Source organism: Brumicola blandensis (genome assembly GCF_031846165.1).
GTDB lineage: Bacteria > Pseudomonadota > Gammaproteobacteria > Enterobacterales > Alteromonadaceae > Glaciecola > Glaciecola blandensis.
On sequence record NZ_JAVRIE010000001.1, the window covers coordinates 494,773 to 512,124 of the forward strand.

General features: G+C 43.0%; 14 protein-coding genes. 5 read left to right on the forward strand and 9 right to left on the reverse strand.

Annotation, left to right across the window (positions count from 1 at the left end; translation table 11 throughout):
- Positions 1–88 precede the first annotated feature (88 nt).
- A complete protein-coding gene (locus RM544_RS02090; protein WP_311360123.1) occupies positions 89–1,345 on the reverse strand; it encodes a GGDEF domain-containing protein in 1,257 nt (418 codons plus the stop codon).
- Positions 1,346–1,759: 414 nt separating this feature from the next.
- On the opposite strand from RM544_RS02090, the gene RM544_RS02095 reads away from it, so the two are divergent.
- Positions 1,760–2,605, forward strand: coding sequence for an HDOD domain-containing protein (locus RM544_RS02095; RefSeq protein ID WP_311360124.1), 846 nt, complete (start codon positions 1,760–1,762; stop codon positions 2,603–2,605).
- Positions 2,606–2,618: 13 nt separating this feature from the next.
- Here the strand turns inward: RM544_RS02095 and RM544_RS02100 are convergent, their stop codons facing one another.
- The gene (locus RM544_RS02100) at positions 2,619–3,422 is read right to left on the reverse strand and encodes an acyl-CoA thioesterase (protein WP_311360125.1); all 804 of its coding nucleotides are present in this window, start codon (positions 3,420–3,422) and stop codon (positions 2,619–2,621) included.
- Between the two features lie 177 nt (positions 3,423–3,599).
- Between RM544_RS02100 and RM544_RS02105 the strand changes: the two genes are divergently transcribed.
- Positions 3,600–4,928, forward strand: coding sequence for a spinster family MFS transporter (locus RM544_RS02105; RefSeq protein WP_311360126.1), 1,329 nt, complete (start codon positions 3,600–3,602; stop codon positions 4,926–4,928).
- Here RM544_RS02105 and RM544_RS02110 read toward each other — a convergent pair.
- Positions 4,920–6,080, reverse strand: coding sequence for an alkane 1-monooxygenase (locus tag RM544_RS02110; RefSeq protein ID WP_311360127.1), 1,161 nt, complete (start codon positions 6,078–6,080; stop codon positions 4,920–4,922). The two genes, RM544_RS02105 and RM544_RS02110, sit on opposite strands and share 9 nt — an antisense overlap.
- Before the next feature lie 148 nt (positions 6,081–6,228).
- Here RM544_RS02110 and RM544_RS02115 point away from each other — a divergent pair, with 148 nt between their 5' ends.
- Together RM544_RS02115 and RM544_RS02120 are read left to right on the forward strand one after the other, a co-directional pair.
- The gene (locus tag RM544_RS02115; protein WP_311360128.1) at positions 6,229–7,260 is read left to right on the forward strand and encodes an AraC family transcriptional regulator; all 1,032 of its coding nucleotides are present in this window, start codon (positions 6,229–6,231) and stop codon (positions 7,258–7,260) included.
- A complete protein-coding gene (locus RM544_RS02120) occupies positions 7,260–8,126 on the forward strand; it encodes an alpha/beta fold hydrolase (RefSeq protein WP_311360129.1) in 867 nt (288 codons plus the stop codon). Before RM544_RS02115 ends, RM544_RS02120 begins: the two co-directional genes overlap by 1 nt.
- Here the strand turns inward: RM544_RS02120 and glgC are convergent.
- On the reverse strand, positions 8,097–9,350 hold the full coding sequence (gene glgC, locus RM544_RS02125; protein WP_311360130.1) for a glucose-1-phosphate adenylyltransferase: 1,254 nt from the start codon (positions 9,348–9,350) through the stop codon (positions 8,097–8,099). The genes RM544_RS02120 and glgC overlap by 30 nt on opposite strands.
- Positions 9,351–9,456: 106 nt before the next feature.
- Positions 9,457–10,344 (reverse strand): mechanosensitive ion channel family protein, encoded by an 888-nt coding sequence (locus RM544_RS02130; protein ID WP_311360131.1) that lies wholly within the window; start codon positions 10,342–10,344, stop codon positions 9,457–9,459.
- A gap of 332 nt (positions 10,345–10,676) precedes the next feature.
- On the opposite strand from RM544_RS02130, the gene RM544_RS02135 reads away from it, so the two are divergent.
- Positions 10,677–11,924, forward strand: coding sequence for an MFS transporter permease (locus RM544_RS02135; protein ID WP_311360132.1), 1,248 nt, complete (start codon positions 10,677–10,679; stop codon positions 11,922–11,924).
- Between the two features lie 15 nt (positions 11,925–11,939).
- Here the strand turns inward: RM544_RS02135 and RM544_RS02140 are convergent, their stop codons facing one another.
- The 4 genes from RM544_RS02140 to RM544_RS02155 are packed head-to-tail and all read right to left on the reverse strand — an operon-like array spanning position 11,940 to position 17,345.
- Positions 11,940–12,845: a hydroxymethylglutaryl-CoA lyase gene (locus tag RM544_RS02140; RefSeq protein WP_311360133.1), complete on the reverse strand. Its 906-nt coding sequence runs from the start codon at positions 12,843–12,845 to the stop codon at positions 11,940–11,942.
- 25 nt (positions 12,846–12,870) lie between these two features.
- A complete protein-coding gene (locus RM544_RS02145; RefSeq protein ID WP_311360134.1) occupies positions 12,871–14,883 on the reverse strand; it encodes an acetyl/propionyl/methylcrotonyl-CoA carboxylase subunit alpha in 2,013 nt (670 codons plus the stop codon).
- A gap of 12 nt (positions 14,884–14,895) precedes the next feature.
- Entirely contained in the window at positions 14,896–15,690 is a 795-nt protein-coding gene (locus RM544_RS02150) for an enoyl-CoA hydratase/isomerase family protein (RefSeq protein ID WP_311360135.1), read from the reverse strand.
- Between the two features lie 47 nt (positions 15,691–15,737).
- Entirely contained in the window at positions 15,738–17,345 is a 1,608-nt protein-coding gene (locus tag RM544_RS02155) for a carboxyl transferase domain-containing protein (protein WP_311360136.1), read from the reverse strand.
- Positions 17,346–17,352: the final 7 nt, after the last annotated feature.

A 17,352-nucleotide genomic window follows, 5' to 3' on the forward strand; every position in this document is an offset into this window, starting at 1 on the left:
ATTGTGCCGATTAAGAATAATGTTTGGGGATTATAACGTGAAAATAAGCTTAACTGATACATTGTTAAGCTTTGTTGCGATTTTGGGCTTACGCCGTTCTTACACAGTTTCGCCCCGCCTTTTTTGCTTTATATAAGGCATTATCAGCGCGTTTTAAGGTTGGTTTGAAATCTTTGCTACCAGACAATGATTCAGCAATACCAAAGCTACATGTTACTTTCACTATCTCTTGGCGTAAGGGGCTTTGTCTTCGATTCCGCGATTGCGAGGCTGACTTTTGACTGCGCTTCTGAACCCTGATTGCCATTGGGTAGCTTTCAATTTCAACTCTTAGATCTTCGATCGTTTCACGCACATCATCAATATATTTACCGTCAAATACAAGTGTGAATTCCTCGCCACCATAGCGAAACGCTCTAGCACCGTTTCTCGTTTTTGCGATCTTGCTTGCTACCAGTTTGAGAACGTCGTCACCGGAATCATGCCCATATTTATCGTTGAAACGTTTAAAATGATCGACGTCTATCATCACAACAGTAAAGTGGCGGCTTAACTCATCAGCATATTGTGTCATAGAACGACGTGCTGGAATACTGGTCAATTCGTCGTTAAATGCCATGTTTCGACTATTCATGATTGCTGAATACAAGCACAACAAACTCGCTAAACATGCTAGTAAGACAATGGATACAGGGGACGGTTTAGCAATGACATAACCCGCCATAACCGCAATTGCTAGCAAATAGAGGTTTTTATGCGAACCCAAAACGATAACTAACATCGCGACCATTGTTATACAGATTAAAGCAAATTCTAATGGGGTAAACCAAAACGTCTCGAAAGGGTTGTGCATCGCTATACTACTGAATACCTTTGTTGACACCTCGATCACGATTGGCTCAGCTTTTGAAATGACGATGCTAAAAAAGACCCAAGCAATTAAGCTACCTAACAAATATAAGAAGCTTTTTATCAATCTATGGGCTGGGATTGTAATGAGCCCAAAAATCGGAAGTAGGACGATAAACGACATTAAGAGATGTTCGGTTTGTAGCTTGAGCATCAATGGCGCATTTGCGAGTGCTTGTTGTTCACTAAAATACGGTAAGATATAAAAGTGCGCGATTGTACTTAGCGCGATGATGCTGGCAACGTACATTGTAAGTGCCTGGCGCAGAGCTAAAGTGAAAATGACAACAACGAAAAGAATGATAGAAATGAAGGGGACTAAATTACTTAAGGGAGACGCTACTTGGTCGTGCCAGCGTTGTTCAACAAAAAACATAGTTGCAAGGCAACTAAGGCAAACAAATAGCATGGAAATAATTGAATTTCTGGCAGTCATGGCGAGTTCTTTGTTAAGATTTGTAATACAAGGTCAATTTCACCTCACTTTGATACACGGGCGTGATATTGCCATTTGTATTCGTATATTTCATTCTCTGTATTAAAACCGTTGTCGCGATCTTTATACCTTCTAGCTCAAATTTTGGCTAAATTGTTACGGCAACGTATGTTAGGTAATTTTTTGGTTTTCCGCAATCGGCGCTCATTGGTTGTTTTTACTACATAAGTTGTAAAAAATGACGAAACCAGGCTTAATTCACTGAAATAGTCCTAAATGTCTTGAACTTTCATTTCAAGTCGTGTTAAAAATTTGTGGTAGGGTTAACGTGTTTTTGAAAACAAGCGCTCAGAGGCAGGGTATTTTTGCTGATTCGCCAATGATTTGAAAAAACACAGACTGTCTAGGGAATAAATGAACGCGATAGATTACGCTAAAAAGGTATCAGACTTGTTTGCAGTGCCCAAGACGGCCATGCGAGTAAAGACCCTGATCGAGGACGAAACAACCGATGCCGCAAGCATTGCCGCATTGGTGCAGACTGACCCTGGCCTAGCAGCACATATTCTTAGAATTGCAAACAGTGCTATCTACCGTTTTCCCCGTAAAATTGAACAACTTCAACGAGCTGTCCAAGTCATCGGCACCTCAGCCGTTTATGATTACGCTTTAGTATTTGGTATTTCCAATGCCTTTAGTAATGAGCAGAGCGAATTTGTTGACCTCGATAAATTTTGGGAGCAAAGCGTAAGTTGTGCACTATTAGCAAAGCATTTCGGTTCACTCAATGGGATCAGAGATGCAGATAGGCTTTTTGTGAGTGGACTCCTACACAACATAGGTGAGTTAGTTGTGCTAAAAGTTAACCCGAATTTAGCTAAAGATTGTGGTCGATTTGATTCTCGTCTATTACCTCGCGATTGTCAGCAAGATATTATGGGTTTTACCTTCGCCGAGATTTCGGCAGCCTTATCGCAACACTGGATGTTGCCGGATTCAATCGTCTCAACGATAGCGATGCAGCATCACGACGACTCAGCAGCGGACATCTTAGAAGTTCAGATCATGCAATTAGCCTACGATTTGTCAGTGATTAATACCTTCGGTCACCATTATAGCGTTCAAACCCATTTACCAGAATTTCTGTTTAAATCGCTTAACTTGAGTGAGGAAGATATTGAAGAGGCGCTAGACATGACAAACTATCAGGTTGAACAGATTATTCATCTATTCAATCCTGACGTCTTTAAAGTGGCTTAAGCTACTCGCAAGCTTAATCGAAAATAGCCACAGTTTGTCTTGATATGGCAATCAATACGCCATGTGAATCCCAAATGTTAGCCTCAGTATGCCCATAACCTCCGGCAGCTTGACGTGTTTCGGCCTGATACGCAAACCAATCTGTTGGCTTTAACTCACGATGAGGATGGATAAATTCTACATTCCAACTCACTGTACTTGCAGGCGCTGGCCATTTTAACATTTGTAATAGTGTCGGAGGCCAAGCATCGATAATACTGATAATATGTGCGTCTGTTACCTTGCCGCGTATTTCTTTAAATCTCATCCAACCATGATAATGCGACGTTTTTCTTCCAGTAAAAGGTATCCCTCCGCTTTGAATCGACAAGTCAATGTTGCGTAGAAATTTGGGCGTTACTTTCGGGATCGGAGGAATGAAGTTACCTTTTTTAGGCGCCAACATGTTGTGTTTCTCTTGATTGTCTACACGAATTTTCGACTCTCGACTAGTACCAAAGCATATTTGAGATACAACACAGGTCTTGCCATTTTGAATCGCTCTGACCATTACTTGGCTAACATTTTTACCTTCTCTGACTATTTCAACATCGATAGAGAACGGTGTCTCTGCCATTAGTGGGCCTACAAAGTTGGTCGAATTAGAGCGCATTACTCTTGCTTCATCAACGTAAGGCCTTGCAGCTGCGTAAAGCATACCTGCGGAAAGGCCACCATAAACAGTTCTGCCTTGGCTCCAGCTAGAAGGCACTACAAAACTCATGTTTGGCGTTTCTTTTTGACTAGCGCTTTGCGCCAGTAAATCATCTATGTTCATGTAGGATAATTTCCACGGTGTTATATAACTGGTCGGACTTCTTATTGTATATAAGGATGATGGTCATGCAAGTACGTTCCACCTATTTTTGGTGATGTTCACAAATAATTAACATTTACTGGTATATTAAACTTAGCTACTCCACTATTAGATCATGCAAATCAACGGAGAATGATTTTGGCAAATGCCGACCTACCTTCAGAAAAGCTAAACTCAACAGAAGTTAAGCAAGCAAATAATGCCTACCGTACTTATGTGTTGATAATATTAACGATTGTCTATGCGTTTAATTTTATTGACCGTCAAATTATCGGTATTCTATCTCCATTTATAAAAGCTGATCTTGGCCTTGATGATGCGCAATTAGGTTGGTTAAAAGGTTTCGCCTTTGCCCTGCTATATACGGTTGTCGGTATTCCAATCGCTTGGTTAGCAGACCGCTATAATAGAGTCAATATCATAGGCGTTTCACTCACATTATGGAGTGGATTTACAGCCTTGTCAGGCTTTGCTAGTAACTTTTGGCAACTCGCCATTCTCAGAGTTGGTGTAGGCATCGGCGAAGCCGGTGGTAGTCCACCAAGTCACTCTATTTTATCTGATCTCTACGATAAAACTGAAAGAGCAAAAGCACTGGCTGTTTATTCGCTTGGGATACCGTTTGGCATTATGGCGGCTTATTTTGCTGCCGCATTTTTTTTAGATGGCGGTTCAGTAGATTGGCGCACTGTGATGATTGCTGTTGGCGTGCCTGGAGTTATCTTAGCTTTGCTACTCAAGCTGACGGTAAAAGAGCCGACAAGAGCCACAGTCAGTCATGGTCCAAAGCAAATGGGGTTTGTGGTTTCAGTAAAACGACTTCTTAAAATTCCAACGTGGTGGGGTATGTGTCTTGGTATTTCTTTTGGATCTTTTGGTAACTATGCGATTTCGACTTGGATAATCGACTTTTATTTTAGAGTTCATTCCGACATGCCCATACAGCAGTTGCTCATTGTATTTGGTATCGTAAATGGGACTGCTTATGCTGCTGGTGTTTGGCTTGGTGGCGTAATTGCAGATAAATGGGGGAGAACCACGAAACGCGCGTATGCCTTACTACCGACTTATGCAATGTTGATTGGTGTGCCATGCTTCTTTGTATCGCTGCATGTGGGTGATGTATGGCTATCTTTAGGATTAATGACGATATTACTATTTAGTAGTGGAATGTATCTTGGCCCTTGTTTTGCAATTGCTCAAACGCTAGCGCCAGTGAATGCAAGGGCAATGTCGACAGCACTATTTTTCTTTGTGCTTAACATCATAGCGTTAGGTGGAGGCCCTACTATTGTCGGGTTACTCAGTGAGTATTTAACAAGCTCATTGGGTGAAGCTGAAGCATTGCGAATGTCACTCAGTTGCTTACTCTTACCCTATATATTATCGATTATTACTTTCTATTGGGCTTCTACCAAAATTGAACATGACTGGGTAGAAGCCGAGAGAATGCAAGCACTAGATTAATCGGCGACGCTGGGCCTTAGCACTGATGCGTTCGGTCTTTTGTTGGGCCAAAATGGCTAATTCTTGTTCGTTGGCCATTGTTTCGTCCCAATGCTGAAGTTTAGAAGCCATAAGACGATACCAGAGTGGTGGTATTAGCACGAGAAGCATCGTTGAGATATAGCCACCGATCATAATGGGTGCATCAGGCATTGCTTCAAGCTTTTCAAATGGTACTGCACCTCGGGCATGGTGATGGCTGTGACGCGGCAAGTTGAACATGGCCCAACAGCTAATTTTTCGGTTGTTATTCCATGAATGACGAGGCTCTACTCGCTGGCGTGGATGGCGCACTAAACCGTAATGTTCCATATAGTTGACTATTTCTAATATCACTTTTGCGGCGATACCGACACCGGAAACAAACAACAAGCCTTGCCAACCGGCTAATATGGTCGCTAAGACCAGCCATGCGACAGTCATTAACCAACCCGTTATGTATTGGTTTTGCAAGCTTAGCACAGGGAGCTTCTTGCGTTGAAGCCGCTTCTTTTCTATTTCCCAGGCTGCTTTGCTTGTCCCATAAATCGCTAAAGGGACCTGTATATAAACTGAGCGGCCTCGGGGCGCAGTGACCGGGTCCTTTTCTGTTGCTACGTGAACGTGATGGTTAAACACATGCTCGATTGAAAAACTGGCATCAAAACTAAGAGACATTAACCATCTACCGGTTGTTACTGCTGTTTTGTTACCCACTCGATGCACTAGCTCATGGCCAACGACAGTCGCTACACCACTGAGCATTAATCCACAAAATACAACGGCAACAGCCAATTCTGCTAAGTTTGTATTTTGCTTAGCAGCCACAAAGTCATACACAAAGTGATCAGAGATCCAATGCATAAACGTCCAATCATACGGAGTGACTATCCAAAGGCACACGCTGAGTAAGAGGATTGTCGTGGGGACAGAGGCATATAGCATAGCGTCTAAGAACATTTTGTTATTCAGTTTGGGTTGGCTCATATCTTCGCCAAAAAATGCGTCACCAATCACATAGAAGGCAACGAATACAGCAAAACCCACTAATATCCAATGTTGACCTAGCAAAACAGTAGAAATGCCTAAAAGTGTGGATATAAAATAATTTGCAAACTTCAGATAGTGAAACATCAAGATTCTCCTTTTTGGTACTGCTGATAGTACAGACCTGAAGTCAAGAAATAGTAGCAAGGAGTGACATAAAACAGTCATTTGTTGCCATGGTGCTAATTTTAACGTAGCGTAGTCGTCACGCAGAAAGCTTATTAGTGCGAAACGGATGATGAAACAAAATATCAGTTTACCTACATATTACTTCGGTCACGTGATCAGCGTATTGAAGTCGCTAGGTGTGCAAGTTGACACTTGGTTAGCATCTGAAGGCTTAGATTTGGGGCAGTTGATTGCATTGGATGCGCGGGTGAGTGTTGAGCAATTTGATGCTTTGATGCAGAAAATAATTGAGACGAATGGATTCAACGACTTTGGTATACGGGTGGGCAAACGCTTGGAAATTGCTCATCATGGTGATTTCGGTTTAGCGGCTCTCAATTGTGCTAATTTGACAGAAGTACTCAACTTCCACCGTCGTTTTTTGGGGATTCGAGTGCCTTTTGTCTCTGTTGATTATACGGTAGTGAATAAGAACGTGGTGTTGACCTTGAAGGATGAGCATTGGCAAGGAAGTTTGCATCGTTCGATCATTGAAGCTGTTATGATTGCGATAGTGAACATGCTGCATTCATTGGATTTTCAAGATGGGAGTGAACTCGTGGTAGAAGATGCCCATTTTGATTACCCAGCACCGGAATACCAAATAAAATATCAAGCGATGAAAGCGCAAAATTTATATTTCGAGCAGGCCGTATCCAGTATAACTTTTTCAAGTGTATACTTGAGTAAAGCGCTAAGTAATGTGGATGAATTTAGCTTTCAAAGAGCGGTTGCTCGTTGCGAAAGTGAATTGGCGTTATATCAGCAACAGAACTTAACAATGAAAGACCGCGTACTTAAATTGTTGAGAGAAGAAGAGGGTTGCCATTTAAGTTTAGAGGATGTTGCCTCGCGTTTGTTTATCAGTAAGCGTACGTTACATCGAAATTTAGAACTCGAATCATGTAGTTTCAAAGATCTATTGCAAGGGGCGAGGGCAGAGCAATCGAAACGCTTATTATCAAATGCATACTCGGTCGCTCAAACTGCAGAATATCTGGGTTATTCTGACAGTGCCAACTTCAGAAGGGCGTTTAAGTCTTGGTATGGAATTTCGCCCAAACAATGGGTGAAACAACACTCTCAAAAGGGAAGATAATGCAGGAACCAAAAAGAGTTAACATGTCTGGTGAAGCAAAATGTCTCGTGCACTTTGCACATGCAAATGGCTTTCCAGCACAAAGTTACCGAAAGCTATTTGACCATGTAGACGAGTCATGTGAATTAATCGCTTTAGACAAATTCGCGCACAACCCAGATTTCCCATTGAATAATAACTGGCAAAACCAAGTTGACGAACTCGTTCATTTTATAAAAAGTGAACAAACGCAACGCTCAAAAAATGGCAAGCCTGAATTACCCGTCGTTCTGATTGGGCATTCTTTTGGCGCGGTTATTTCTTTCTTGGCTGCTTGTAAATATCCAAATATGTTTGCAGGCTTAATTATGTTAGATCCGCCCTTAGTCACAGGTGTGGCAAGCTGGGTGTTTAAGTTCGCCAAGCGAGGAAAGTTAATTGATAAAATTACGCCAGCAGGTAAGACAAAAATTAGAAATACTAAATGGCATCATAAAACGGACCTAGTCGCTTATTTTCATGAGCGTGCTCTATTTAGAAATATGGATAAAGAGTGCATTGCCGATTACGTCGAAGCCGTAACCCGAATGGATGGAGAATATCGTCACCTGCATTTCGATGTGAATATCGAGACAAATATTTTTCGCACATTACCTGACAACTTAAGCGCGCAAAATGGCAAATTAACTGTGCCAAGCTACTTGCTCACAGGGAAGCACACAGAAGTATGTATCCCACGATTAAGAAGTCCATTTATCCGCGGCAACAAGCAATATATTCAGCATATTGAGCTGCCGTTTGGCGGACACATGTTCCCGTTGGAGAGACCGACCGAAGTCGCCACTAAGCTGAATGAACTAATCGCCCAATTCAGTTTTAGTGACTAATACCACGCCATTTTCAGAGACTCTAAAACCACGAGCGCGATCTTCGTCGTGGTTGTGACCGATGACTGTATTGTCTGGAATAACACAACCACGGTCGATAATGGCTTTACGAATCTTACAATCTGTACCAATAGTCACACCCGGTAAAATCACGCTTTGATCAACAGTACTGCCGGATTTGACTCTGACGTTGCTAAAACACACGGTTTTCACCAAGGTGGAACCAGACACAATACAGCCACCAGATACAACGGAATTCAAGGCTTCGCCACGGTTGGTTTCACTTTCCATGACAAACTTCGCAGGGGGTAATTGTTCCTGATAAGTCCAAATTGGCCACTCTTTATCGTATATATTTAGCGCGGGCACAGGAGCCACTAATTCCATATTGGCCTCCCAATATGAGTCCAGTGTTCCTACATCACGCCAGTAAGAATCATTTTTACTACTTTTAGAGAACTCGAAGGCATAGACGTCATGTTTATCAATGAGTGCTGGAATGATGTCTTTACCAAAGTCACGTTCAGACCCTTTCGTTTGACTATCACGCTCTAATTGTTCAAATAAGAAATCAGTATCAAAAACGTAATTCCCCATTGAAGCAAGGCAGTGCGACTCATTGCCGGCGAGAGGCGTCGGTTCTGAGGGCTTCTCATGAAAATCGACTATTTTGTTGTTTTCATCAATTGATATGACACCAAACGCATTTCGAGCTTGTTCGATTGGTACCGCAATGGTACTCACCGTCATTTTAGCGCCGGACTCAACGTGTTGAGCAAGAATGTGTCCATAGTCTTGACGATAAATATGGTCGCCGGACAATACCATAACGTACTTTGGTAATTCATCGCGGATAATATCAATGTTCTGGTATACCGCATCAGCCGTGCCTTGATACCATTCTTCTGAAAAGCGTTGTGAAGCGGGTAGTATTTCTACTGATTCACCGAGTTCTTTCTTAAAGTGGCCCCAGCCTCTAACTAAGTGACGAATCAATGAGTGCGACTTATATTGGGTGAGTACGCCAATGTTTCGAATACCAGAGTTCACGCAATTAGAGAGTGGAAAATCGATGATGCGGAATTTGCCGCCGAAGTAAAGTGCAGGCTTCGCTCGCCAGTTTGTTAATTCATGAAGGCGGGACCCTCGACCGCCAGCTAAAACCAGTGCATAAGTATCTTTAGTGAGGTTACTAATATAGCGTACGTTGTTAGCTTTTGGCATAGGGCAATCCTTTACTATTTTTCGTTCGTTTTATTTAGTGTACTCTATTTTGTTCTTTTGTATATCCCTGAAAGCAATCAACTTTGTAACGCCATATTCGACTATTTTAAGCATCGTTTTCAGCGGTATTAAAGATATCTATTTTTTTGACTGCTTCCTCATTCTTGAGCGCTTTATGCCATATCTCAAAAAACTCTTTAGTAATCGCCTGCTGAATCGCTAAGTTTTGCTCTACAGGACAAAACAAATCTACTGTGATACAAATCTTTGCAAATTGGTTGGTGTGGATATGAAAGTGGGGTTTGACACTGATGAATTCAATGTCCATTCGCTTTTCGATAACACTCTTATAGCGTTCAGCAACATCAACAAAATCTGCACAATACTCTTCCGCTCTTTTTTCCAAGTGCTCAACAATAGGAACAACATCAATTAAGGGCTCACAAGTTAAGGTGAATTGATTCATGCAATAACGACGCAAGAAATTAAGGTTTTTAACGGTTTTTAATAGCAACTGATTGTTAGGAATAAAAAGGTGCTTTCCGGTATAGCTGTTTGAATGAAGATCAACTTCGAGCAAGGTGATTTTTGCCCAGTCTGAAGCCATTACTTCACCCACGCCTTCTTGAACTTGAATCCAATCACCAATGCGAAAAGGACGGGCACTTAGGTAATAAAAGTAGCCAATAAAACATTGAATATATTCTTTGGTCGCAAATACGATTGCAAACATAAAAGCGGCGATAGATAAGGCGAACTGTTGTATTTCTCCCGACCAAAAGATAATAATAAAAAACACTAAACTGATGTTTAGCGAATTGTTTAAGGTATTGACCTGCGAGCGGTAATTTTTATTGAGTTTTTTACCGCGGTCCACAAGTACACGCTTCAACAGTGATTTGGTTATTCCTACCAATATTATCAGGCACACACTAATGATAGATTTTTGTAAGTTTGAATCTTGCAGATAGTTGAAGTACTGATCAATTGGCATGTTTACAGCGATAACCTCTAGTAATATTTGTTGTGTTAGATCTTAGCAGATAAGCAAACCCATAGCGAAATTGAAATATGAGAATATACGGGATTTGCCCAAACACTGCTTGATGTAAGCGAATGAATAGTTGAGTTAGGTGTCGGCAAGATATGCCATAGTATGTGCAAGTGCTTAAGTCATCACTAAGTTCCTGAAAAAAATAAAAACTATAATTAATTCAGGACCGTAAGTAATTTATATATAAAATTAAAATAGACACACAGTGTATTAGGAGACTGAGTATCGCGCAAGCAAATAGTTCGGCCAAACATTCTGAGAATAAAGGGCTTATGCAAGTAAAGTGGCGAATTGTTGCGTCTCTACTGTTAAGTAAACTCGTTGATATATTGCTGTCAGCGAAAACGACCTTACCTACGTTTCTGACAAACTTGGGTGCGCCGTCATGGATGCTAGGCCTTCTCGTCCCGATAAGAGAGTCAGGAGCATTATTGCCGCAAGGATTGTTTAGCCAATATCTGAGTTCTCGAGCGAAGCGACATCGACTTTGGTTGGGTAGCATGATGATGCAAACCTTGTTCATTTTGCTAATGATCGTTGGCCCAATGCTCGGTCAACAGAGCGAGGGTGCACTATCTAATACGACTATCTTGGGAGCAATAGTGTTGGCCTGTTTGGCCGGTCTGAGCATCAGCCGAGCTCTGACGTCATTAACGATGAAAGATATTCAAGGACAGCACATAGATAAGGGGAAGCGAGGAGATTTGGTTGGAATAGCCTCTACACTAGCAGGTTTATTATCCTTAGGGTTTGCTTTCACCAGCCTTTTTTCTCAAAAGCTCAATAATGACATTATATTGAGCATAGGCATCATTAGTATTTTGGCAATGTTATTTGCCACTGCGGTTATGGTGGGCGTGAAGACGACAGTCGAGGTCGATACGTCTGAACAAAATAACAAGCAAGAAGCTGGCTCAAAACCAATCGCATTATTAAAAAGTGTGTGTGAGGCTTTCAAAGGTAGCTTGGGTCGCTTCATTCTTGTGCGTTCTTGTTTCGTGCACACCGCATTATTAGCGCCATTTTTTGTTGTATGGTGCACAAGTCTGAATTTGCAAAGCCAATGGTTGAGCCTTTCTTTGTTTATCGTGGCACAAGCATCCGCAGCCATTTTGTCTTCTTACGCGTGGGGCAGACTCTCTGATAGTAATGCAAAACTGACTATGCAACTGGGTGCTAGCATTGTGCTAACGGTGCTGGTGACCGTGGTCCTGTTGACTTATTTTGAACAGGCAGCGAATATTTCGCCGCACTGGTATGTTCTATTGTATTTTTGCTTGAGTCTTGGTCACGAGGGCGCACGAGCAGGACGAAAGGTCTACGCCTTGGATATAAAGCAGGGCAGTGAGCGAACAAACTTTATTGGTCAAGCCAACTCGGCCATTGGCGTCGTTTTGCTTGCGCTTGGATTATTTTATTCGGCCTTAAGTGTTGCTGGAACCTTTTGGGTATTTACGGTAATGGCTTTGGGTCTTGTTGCAGGCCTATTTGCAAGCCTGCAACTGAAAAAAGAGAAGTAAACTAACGCTTAAAATCTATTGACTGGCCAAGGCCATGCCTACTTTTGCGCCGTTGCTACGTGTCAATTTTGCCGAGATATCTTGCCCCACCTTAAGCAACGCGTTTAGGTCAACACCCGTGTCAATTCCCATGTTGTGAAGCATGTAGATTAGGTCTTCAGAGGCGACGTTACCCGATGCGCCATTGGCGTATGGGCAGCCTCCGAGTCCTGCTACTGAGCTATCAAAAATGCGAACACCCATATCCAACGCAGTGAGAGCGTTGGCCAGAGCCTGCCCGTATGTATCGTGAAAGTGTACTGCAACTTTATCTTTTGGGATGCTTGCAAAACATGCTTCTAATAAATGCTTTGTTCTTAAAGGGGTTCCAACACCAATAGTGTCACCTAAAGATATCTCATAACATCCCATGTTCAGTAGTGTCTCACTAACCTTGACAACGTCGGCGACATTTATTTCACCCTCGTAAGGACAGCCAAGCACACAAGACACGTATCCTCGAACTGGAATGCCTTTTCGTTTGGCAGCCTCTAAAACAGGAGTAAAGCGCTCAAGGCTTTCATCAATACTGCAGTTAATATTCTTTTGTGAAAAAGACTCAGAAGCAGCACCAAACACTGCTACTTCTTGAGCATTGGCTGCCATGGCGAGCTCAAAGCCTTTTAGATTAGGAGTAAGCGCGCTATAGGTGCTATCAGGAGCACGGTCAATTCCTTTGAGTACTTCGTCAGAATTAGCCATCTGAGGTACCCAACGAGGTGAGACAAAACTGCCGGCCTCAATGCGCTTAAGACCCGTTTTCGACAGAGCGTCTATGAGTTCGATTTTATCATTAACACTCAAATTTTTTTTTTCGTTCTGAAGACCGTCTCTAGGACCAACTTCGACTACCTGTACTTCACGAGGTAAGGAATCAAACATGTGTAATGTACTCCAATTCTAATAGCTAGGTATCTTGCTCACTGGCTTCCACTTCTAACAGTGCGATGCCGCCACTGACTAAATCACCCGTGTGAAAGAAACACTCTTTTACGGTACCTGCATAAGGTGCTTTAATCGCATGTTCCATTTTCATGGCTTCAACGATAATAAGGACTTGTCCTTTTTCAACCGTATCTCCTGGGCCAACTAACAGATCGACTACTGTCCCATTCATGGGCGCAACCACTGCATTTGTGCCATCGTCGTCGCTTTGCTCACCCAGGTCAATTTGTGCGATATCCGCACTTACTATGCCCATAGGAGTAAACAAACTCAGTTGAGCGCCAACCTGCATACAATGATAGCTTTGCTTCAGGCCGTTTTTGTTTATGTCTAATCTCTGGTCGATAAGACAGCCGCTCACTTCGATGTCGTCGATATTGAGCTTGCTGTCAAACATCAACTTCCAGCGATTTGCTGACAGTTGGATAATGCCGATAGAGTATGACTCTTCTGCGAAGTTAAGCACTAAAGTATCTTGATAAACATGGTTACTACGATAGTTATCAGCCCTTGACCAAGGATCATTGCTATGGTCGCTCGAGTAAGCGTCCTCATCCTGCTCACTTAGTAAGGCTAACAACGCAAGTTCGGATAAAAATGGCACTTCGTCTATCATCGTCTGAGTGCTGATACTATCTTGATGTCGTTCAATGAAGTCAGTACTCAGCTCTGCTGCTTGAAAAGGACCAGAGCAGGCAATGCGCTTTAAGTAGTCTATATTCGTCACGACACCGCCTATGGCGTAGTCAGCCAAACAAGCAGCCAATCGTGAAAGCGCTTTTTCTCTGTTTTCATCCCAAACAATGAGCTTTGCAATCATGGGGTCGTAATAAATAGAAACTTCATCACCTTGTTCAACGCCTGTATCTACGCGAACGAATCGATTTTCAATGGGGGCTTTTAATAATGACAGCGTGCCGGTTGCGGGTAAGAAGTCATTGTTAGGATCTTCGGCATATACCCTCGCTTCGAATGAATGCCCTCGCATACTGAGTTCTTCCTGAGTCTTTGGTAAAACCTCATTGTTAGCTACTTTGATTTGCCATTCGACCAGATCTTCACCGGTAATCATTTCGGTAACGGGGTGCTCAACCTGCAAACGAGTATTCATCTCCATGAAGTAAAAGCTACCGTCTGTATCGAGTAAAAATTCCACTGTACCAGCACCAGCATAATTGATTGCAAACGCGGCTTTGAGTGCGGCATCACCCATGCGCTCTCGCAAGTCTTGCGGCATGTTTGGTGCAGGGGCTTCTTCAATGACTTTTTGATGTCGGCGCTGAATGGAACAGTCTCGTTCAAATAAATAAACACCATTTTTATGATTATCACAGAAGACTTGGATCTCGACGTGTCTAGGTTCAGTTAAGTACTTTTCAACCAACATTTTGTCGTCATTAAAGCTCGACATTGCCTCGCGTTTTGCTGCAGCTAGCGCATCATCAAACTCCTGCGCAGACCAAACTTGTCGCATTCCCTTACCGCCGCCGCCAGCGGCAGCTTTGAGTAGTACTGGGTAGCCCATATCATTGGCGCTTTTGCGGATAAGCTCTGGGTCTTGGTCGTCGCCATGATAACCAGGCACAAGTGGAACACCTGCTTTTTGCATGATTTGTTTGGCTGCTGATTTAGACCCCATCGCTTCGATAGCTTCTATTGTAGGTCCAATAAATATGACGCCTTGTTTTGCGCATTCCTTCGCAAAGCCTGCGTTTTCAGAAAGAAACCCATAGCCAGGGTGGACGGCGTCAACATTGAGTCTCTTGCAGTGCTCTAAAATTAAGTCGCCCCTCAAGTAGCTATCTTTTGAAGGTGCTGGGCCAAGACGAACTGCTTCATCAGCCAATTTAACGTGCAAAGCATTTTCGTCAGCATCTGAATAAACTGCAACACTCGTGATGCCCATTTGTTTAGCTGTTTTGATTACGCGGCAGGCAATTTCACCTCTATTCGCAATAAGGATCTTTTTAATCATGTGATTTACCACCTATGCCTTTTTCCAAGTTGGAGCGCGTTTTTCTAGGAATGCCGATAGGCCTTCTTGACCTTCATTGGATACCCGAACATTTGCAATGAGCTCGCTAGTTTGTTCGATTAACTCACTATCAATACTTTGGTAGCTGATTTGATTTACTAGCGCTTTCGCCTTCGAAACTGAATCCGGTCCATTGTTGAGTAGGGCACTGATTAATGACTCAATGGTTGTATCAAGATCGTCTTCGCTGACTGTTTCAGATAGCAATCCAATACGTCTGGCACGGCGAGAAGAAAATACTTCTGCCGTCATAAAATAGCGCTTGGCTAACCTTGGACCGATCGCTTCAATGACGTAAGGGCTAATAGTGGCTGGCACTAAGCCCAGTTTCACTTCGCTTAAACAAAACTTGCTCATTCGCGTGCCTATTGCAATGTCGCAACAGGCGACTAAGCCAACACCGCCACCAAATACAGCGCCTTGCACTCGGGCTATCGTTGGCTTATTCAAATTGAAAAGTGTGCGATACAACTCAGCTAATTGGCCTGCGTCTTGTTTGTTCTCTTCATAAGAGTAAGAGGCCATTTTTCGCATCCAATTCAAGTCTGCGCCAGCACAAAAGGATTTTCCTTTTGCCGCTAGGATGACTGCTCTTACATCACTGTTATTGTTAAGTGTTGTAAATGCTTCAATAAGTTGACTGATGACATGCTCGTCGAAAGCATTATGTAACTCTGGCTTATTTAACGTCACTGTTGCGACGCCGCGGTCATCTATTGTACTAATTACTGCTAATTGTTCTGTCATGTTTGCTCCTTTTAGAGCGAATAAGTATGTGTATCGCTAGGCGATAATTACATTCTGAAAATGCCGAATTTGGTGTCTTCGATCTCTTTATTTTGGCTTGCTGATATTGCAAGGCCCAGCACTCGTCGAGTATCTGCAGGGTCAATAACTCCGTCATCCCATAAACGAGCAGAGGCGTAATAAGGGTGACCTTGCTTCTCATAAGTATCTATTACTGGCTTCTTCACGGCTTGGTCCTGCTCTGGTGTCCATTCTTCGCCGGCACGAGTCGCTTGGTCTTTTTTGACTTGAGCTAACACGCCTGCGGCTTGTTCACCACCCATGACCGAAATACGGGCATTTGGCCACATAAATAAAAATCGTGGATCGTAAGCTCGGCCGCACATGCCATAATTTCCTGCACCAAAACTACCGCCTATCAAGACAGTAAATTTAGGTACTTTTGCACAGGCCACTGCGGTAACCATCTTGGCACCATGTTTAGCAATGCCGCCAGATTCGTATTGCTTACCCACCATAAAACCGGTGATGTTTTGTAAAAACACGAGTGGTATCTTGCGTTGACTACACAACTCAATAAAGTGTGCGCCTTTTTGTGCTGACTCAGAGAATAAGATCCCGTTGTTCGCAACGATGCCGACGGTATACCCTTCAATTCGAGCAAATCCACAAATTAATGTCGTGCCATAAAGTGATTTGAACTCATCGAAGTCGCTATCATCCACGATACGAGCAATGATTTCGCGCACATCATAGGGTTGTTTAGTGTCTTTAGGGATAACACCATAAATTTCACTTGTTGGATAAGCTGGCAAGCTCGGCGTATGTTGTAAGGATGTAGCAGGCTTGCTCCTGTTCAAACGGGCAACTGCATCGCGGGCTATCTGAAGTGCATGATGGTCATTATTGGCTAGGTGGTCTACTACGCCAGAGGTTCTGCAATGAACATCACCACCGCCTAATTCTTCAGCGCTGACCACTTCCCCGGTTGCAGCTTGAACTAGCGGAGGACCGCCGAGAAAGATAGTGCCTTGTTCGCGAACGATGATTGATTCATCAGCCATTGCTGGAACATAGGCTCCGCCTGCTGTACACGAACCCATCACGACAGCTATTTGTGGAATATTCATGGCGGAAAGGTTAGCTTGGTTGAAGAAAATACGCCCAAAATGTTCTCTATCTGGGAATACGTCATCTTGACGAGGAAGGTTTGCACCGCCAGAGTCAACTAAGTAAATGCAAGGCAAGTTGTTCTGTTCAGCGATTGTTTGTGCTCGTAAATGCTTTTTCACGGTAAGAGGGTAGTAAGTCCCACCTTTTACGGTAGCGTCGTTTGCCACGATAATACATTCTACGCCTGATACTCTGCCTATCCCAGCTATAACACCAGCGCAAGGCACATAATCATCATAAACTTCCCATGCAGCTAATTGCGAAATCTCTAAAAAAGCGGTGTTTTTGTCAATCAAGGCATTGATACGATCTCTTGGGAGTAATTTTCCGCGGTCGGTGTGCCTTGTACGGGCCTTTTCGCCGCCGCCCAGAGAGAGTTGCTGAATGAGTTTTTGCAAGTCATCTACTTGTGCTTGCATGTGCGCTGCGTTGTCAGCAAACTCTTGGCTGTTTGGATTGATTTTAGATACTATTTTTGGCACTGATGCA

Excerpts from the sequence above, each read along its gene's own strand:
- RM544_RS02090 (WP_311360123.1), bottom strand. The coding sequence starts at position 1,345 with ATGACTGCCAGAAATTCAATTATTTCCATGCTATTTGTTTGCCTTAGT.
- RM544_RS02095 (WP_311360124.1), top strand. The coding sequence starts at position 1,760 with ATGAACGCGATAGATTACGCTAAAAAGGTATCAGACTTGTTTGCAGTG.
- RM544_RS02100 (WP_311360125.1), bottom strand. The coding sequence starts at position 3,422 with ATGAACATAGATGATTTACTGGCGCAAAGCGCTAGTCAAAAAGAAACG.
- RM544_RS02110 (WP_311360127.1), bottom strand. The coding sequence starts at position 6,080 with ATGTTTCACTATCTGAAGTTTGCAAATTATTTTATATCCACACTTTTA.
- RM544_RS02115 (WP_311360128.1), top strand. The coding sequence starts at position 6,229 with ATGATGAAACAAAATATCAGTTTACCTACATATTACTTCGGTCACGTG.
- RM544_RS02120 (WP_311360129.1), top strand. The coding sequence starts at position 7,260 with ATGCAGGAACCAAAAAGAGTTAACATGTCTGGTGAAGCAAAATGTCTC.
- glgC (WP_311360130.1), bottom strand. The coding sequence starts at position 9,350 with ATGCCAAAAGCTAACAACGTACGCTATATTAGTAACCTCACTAAAGAT.
- RM544_RS02130 (WP_311360131.1), bottom strand. The coding sequence starts at position 10,344 with ATGCCAATTGATCAGTACTTCAACTATCTGCAAGATTCAAACTTACAA.
- RM544_RS02135 (WP_311360132.1), top strand. The coding sequence starts at position 10,677 with ATGCAAGTAAAGTGGCGAATTGTTGCGTCTCTACTGTTAAGTAAACTC.
- RM544_RS02140 (WP_311360133.1), bottom strand. The coding sequence starts at position 12,845 with ATGTTTGATTCCTTACCTCGTGAAGTACAGGTAGTCGAAGTTGGTCCT.
- RM544_RS02145 (WP_311360134.1), bottom strand. The coding sequence starts at position 14,883 with ATGATTAAAAAGATCCTTATTGCGAATAGAGGTGAAATTGCCTGCCGC.
- RM544_RS02150 (WP_311360135.1), bottom strand. The coding sequence starts at position 15,690 with ATGACAGAACAATTAGCAGTAATTAGTACAATAGATGACCGCGGCGTC.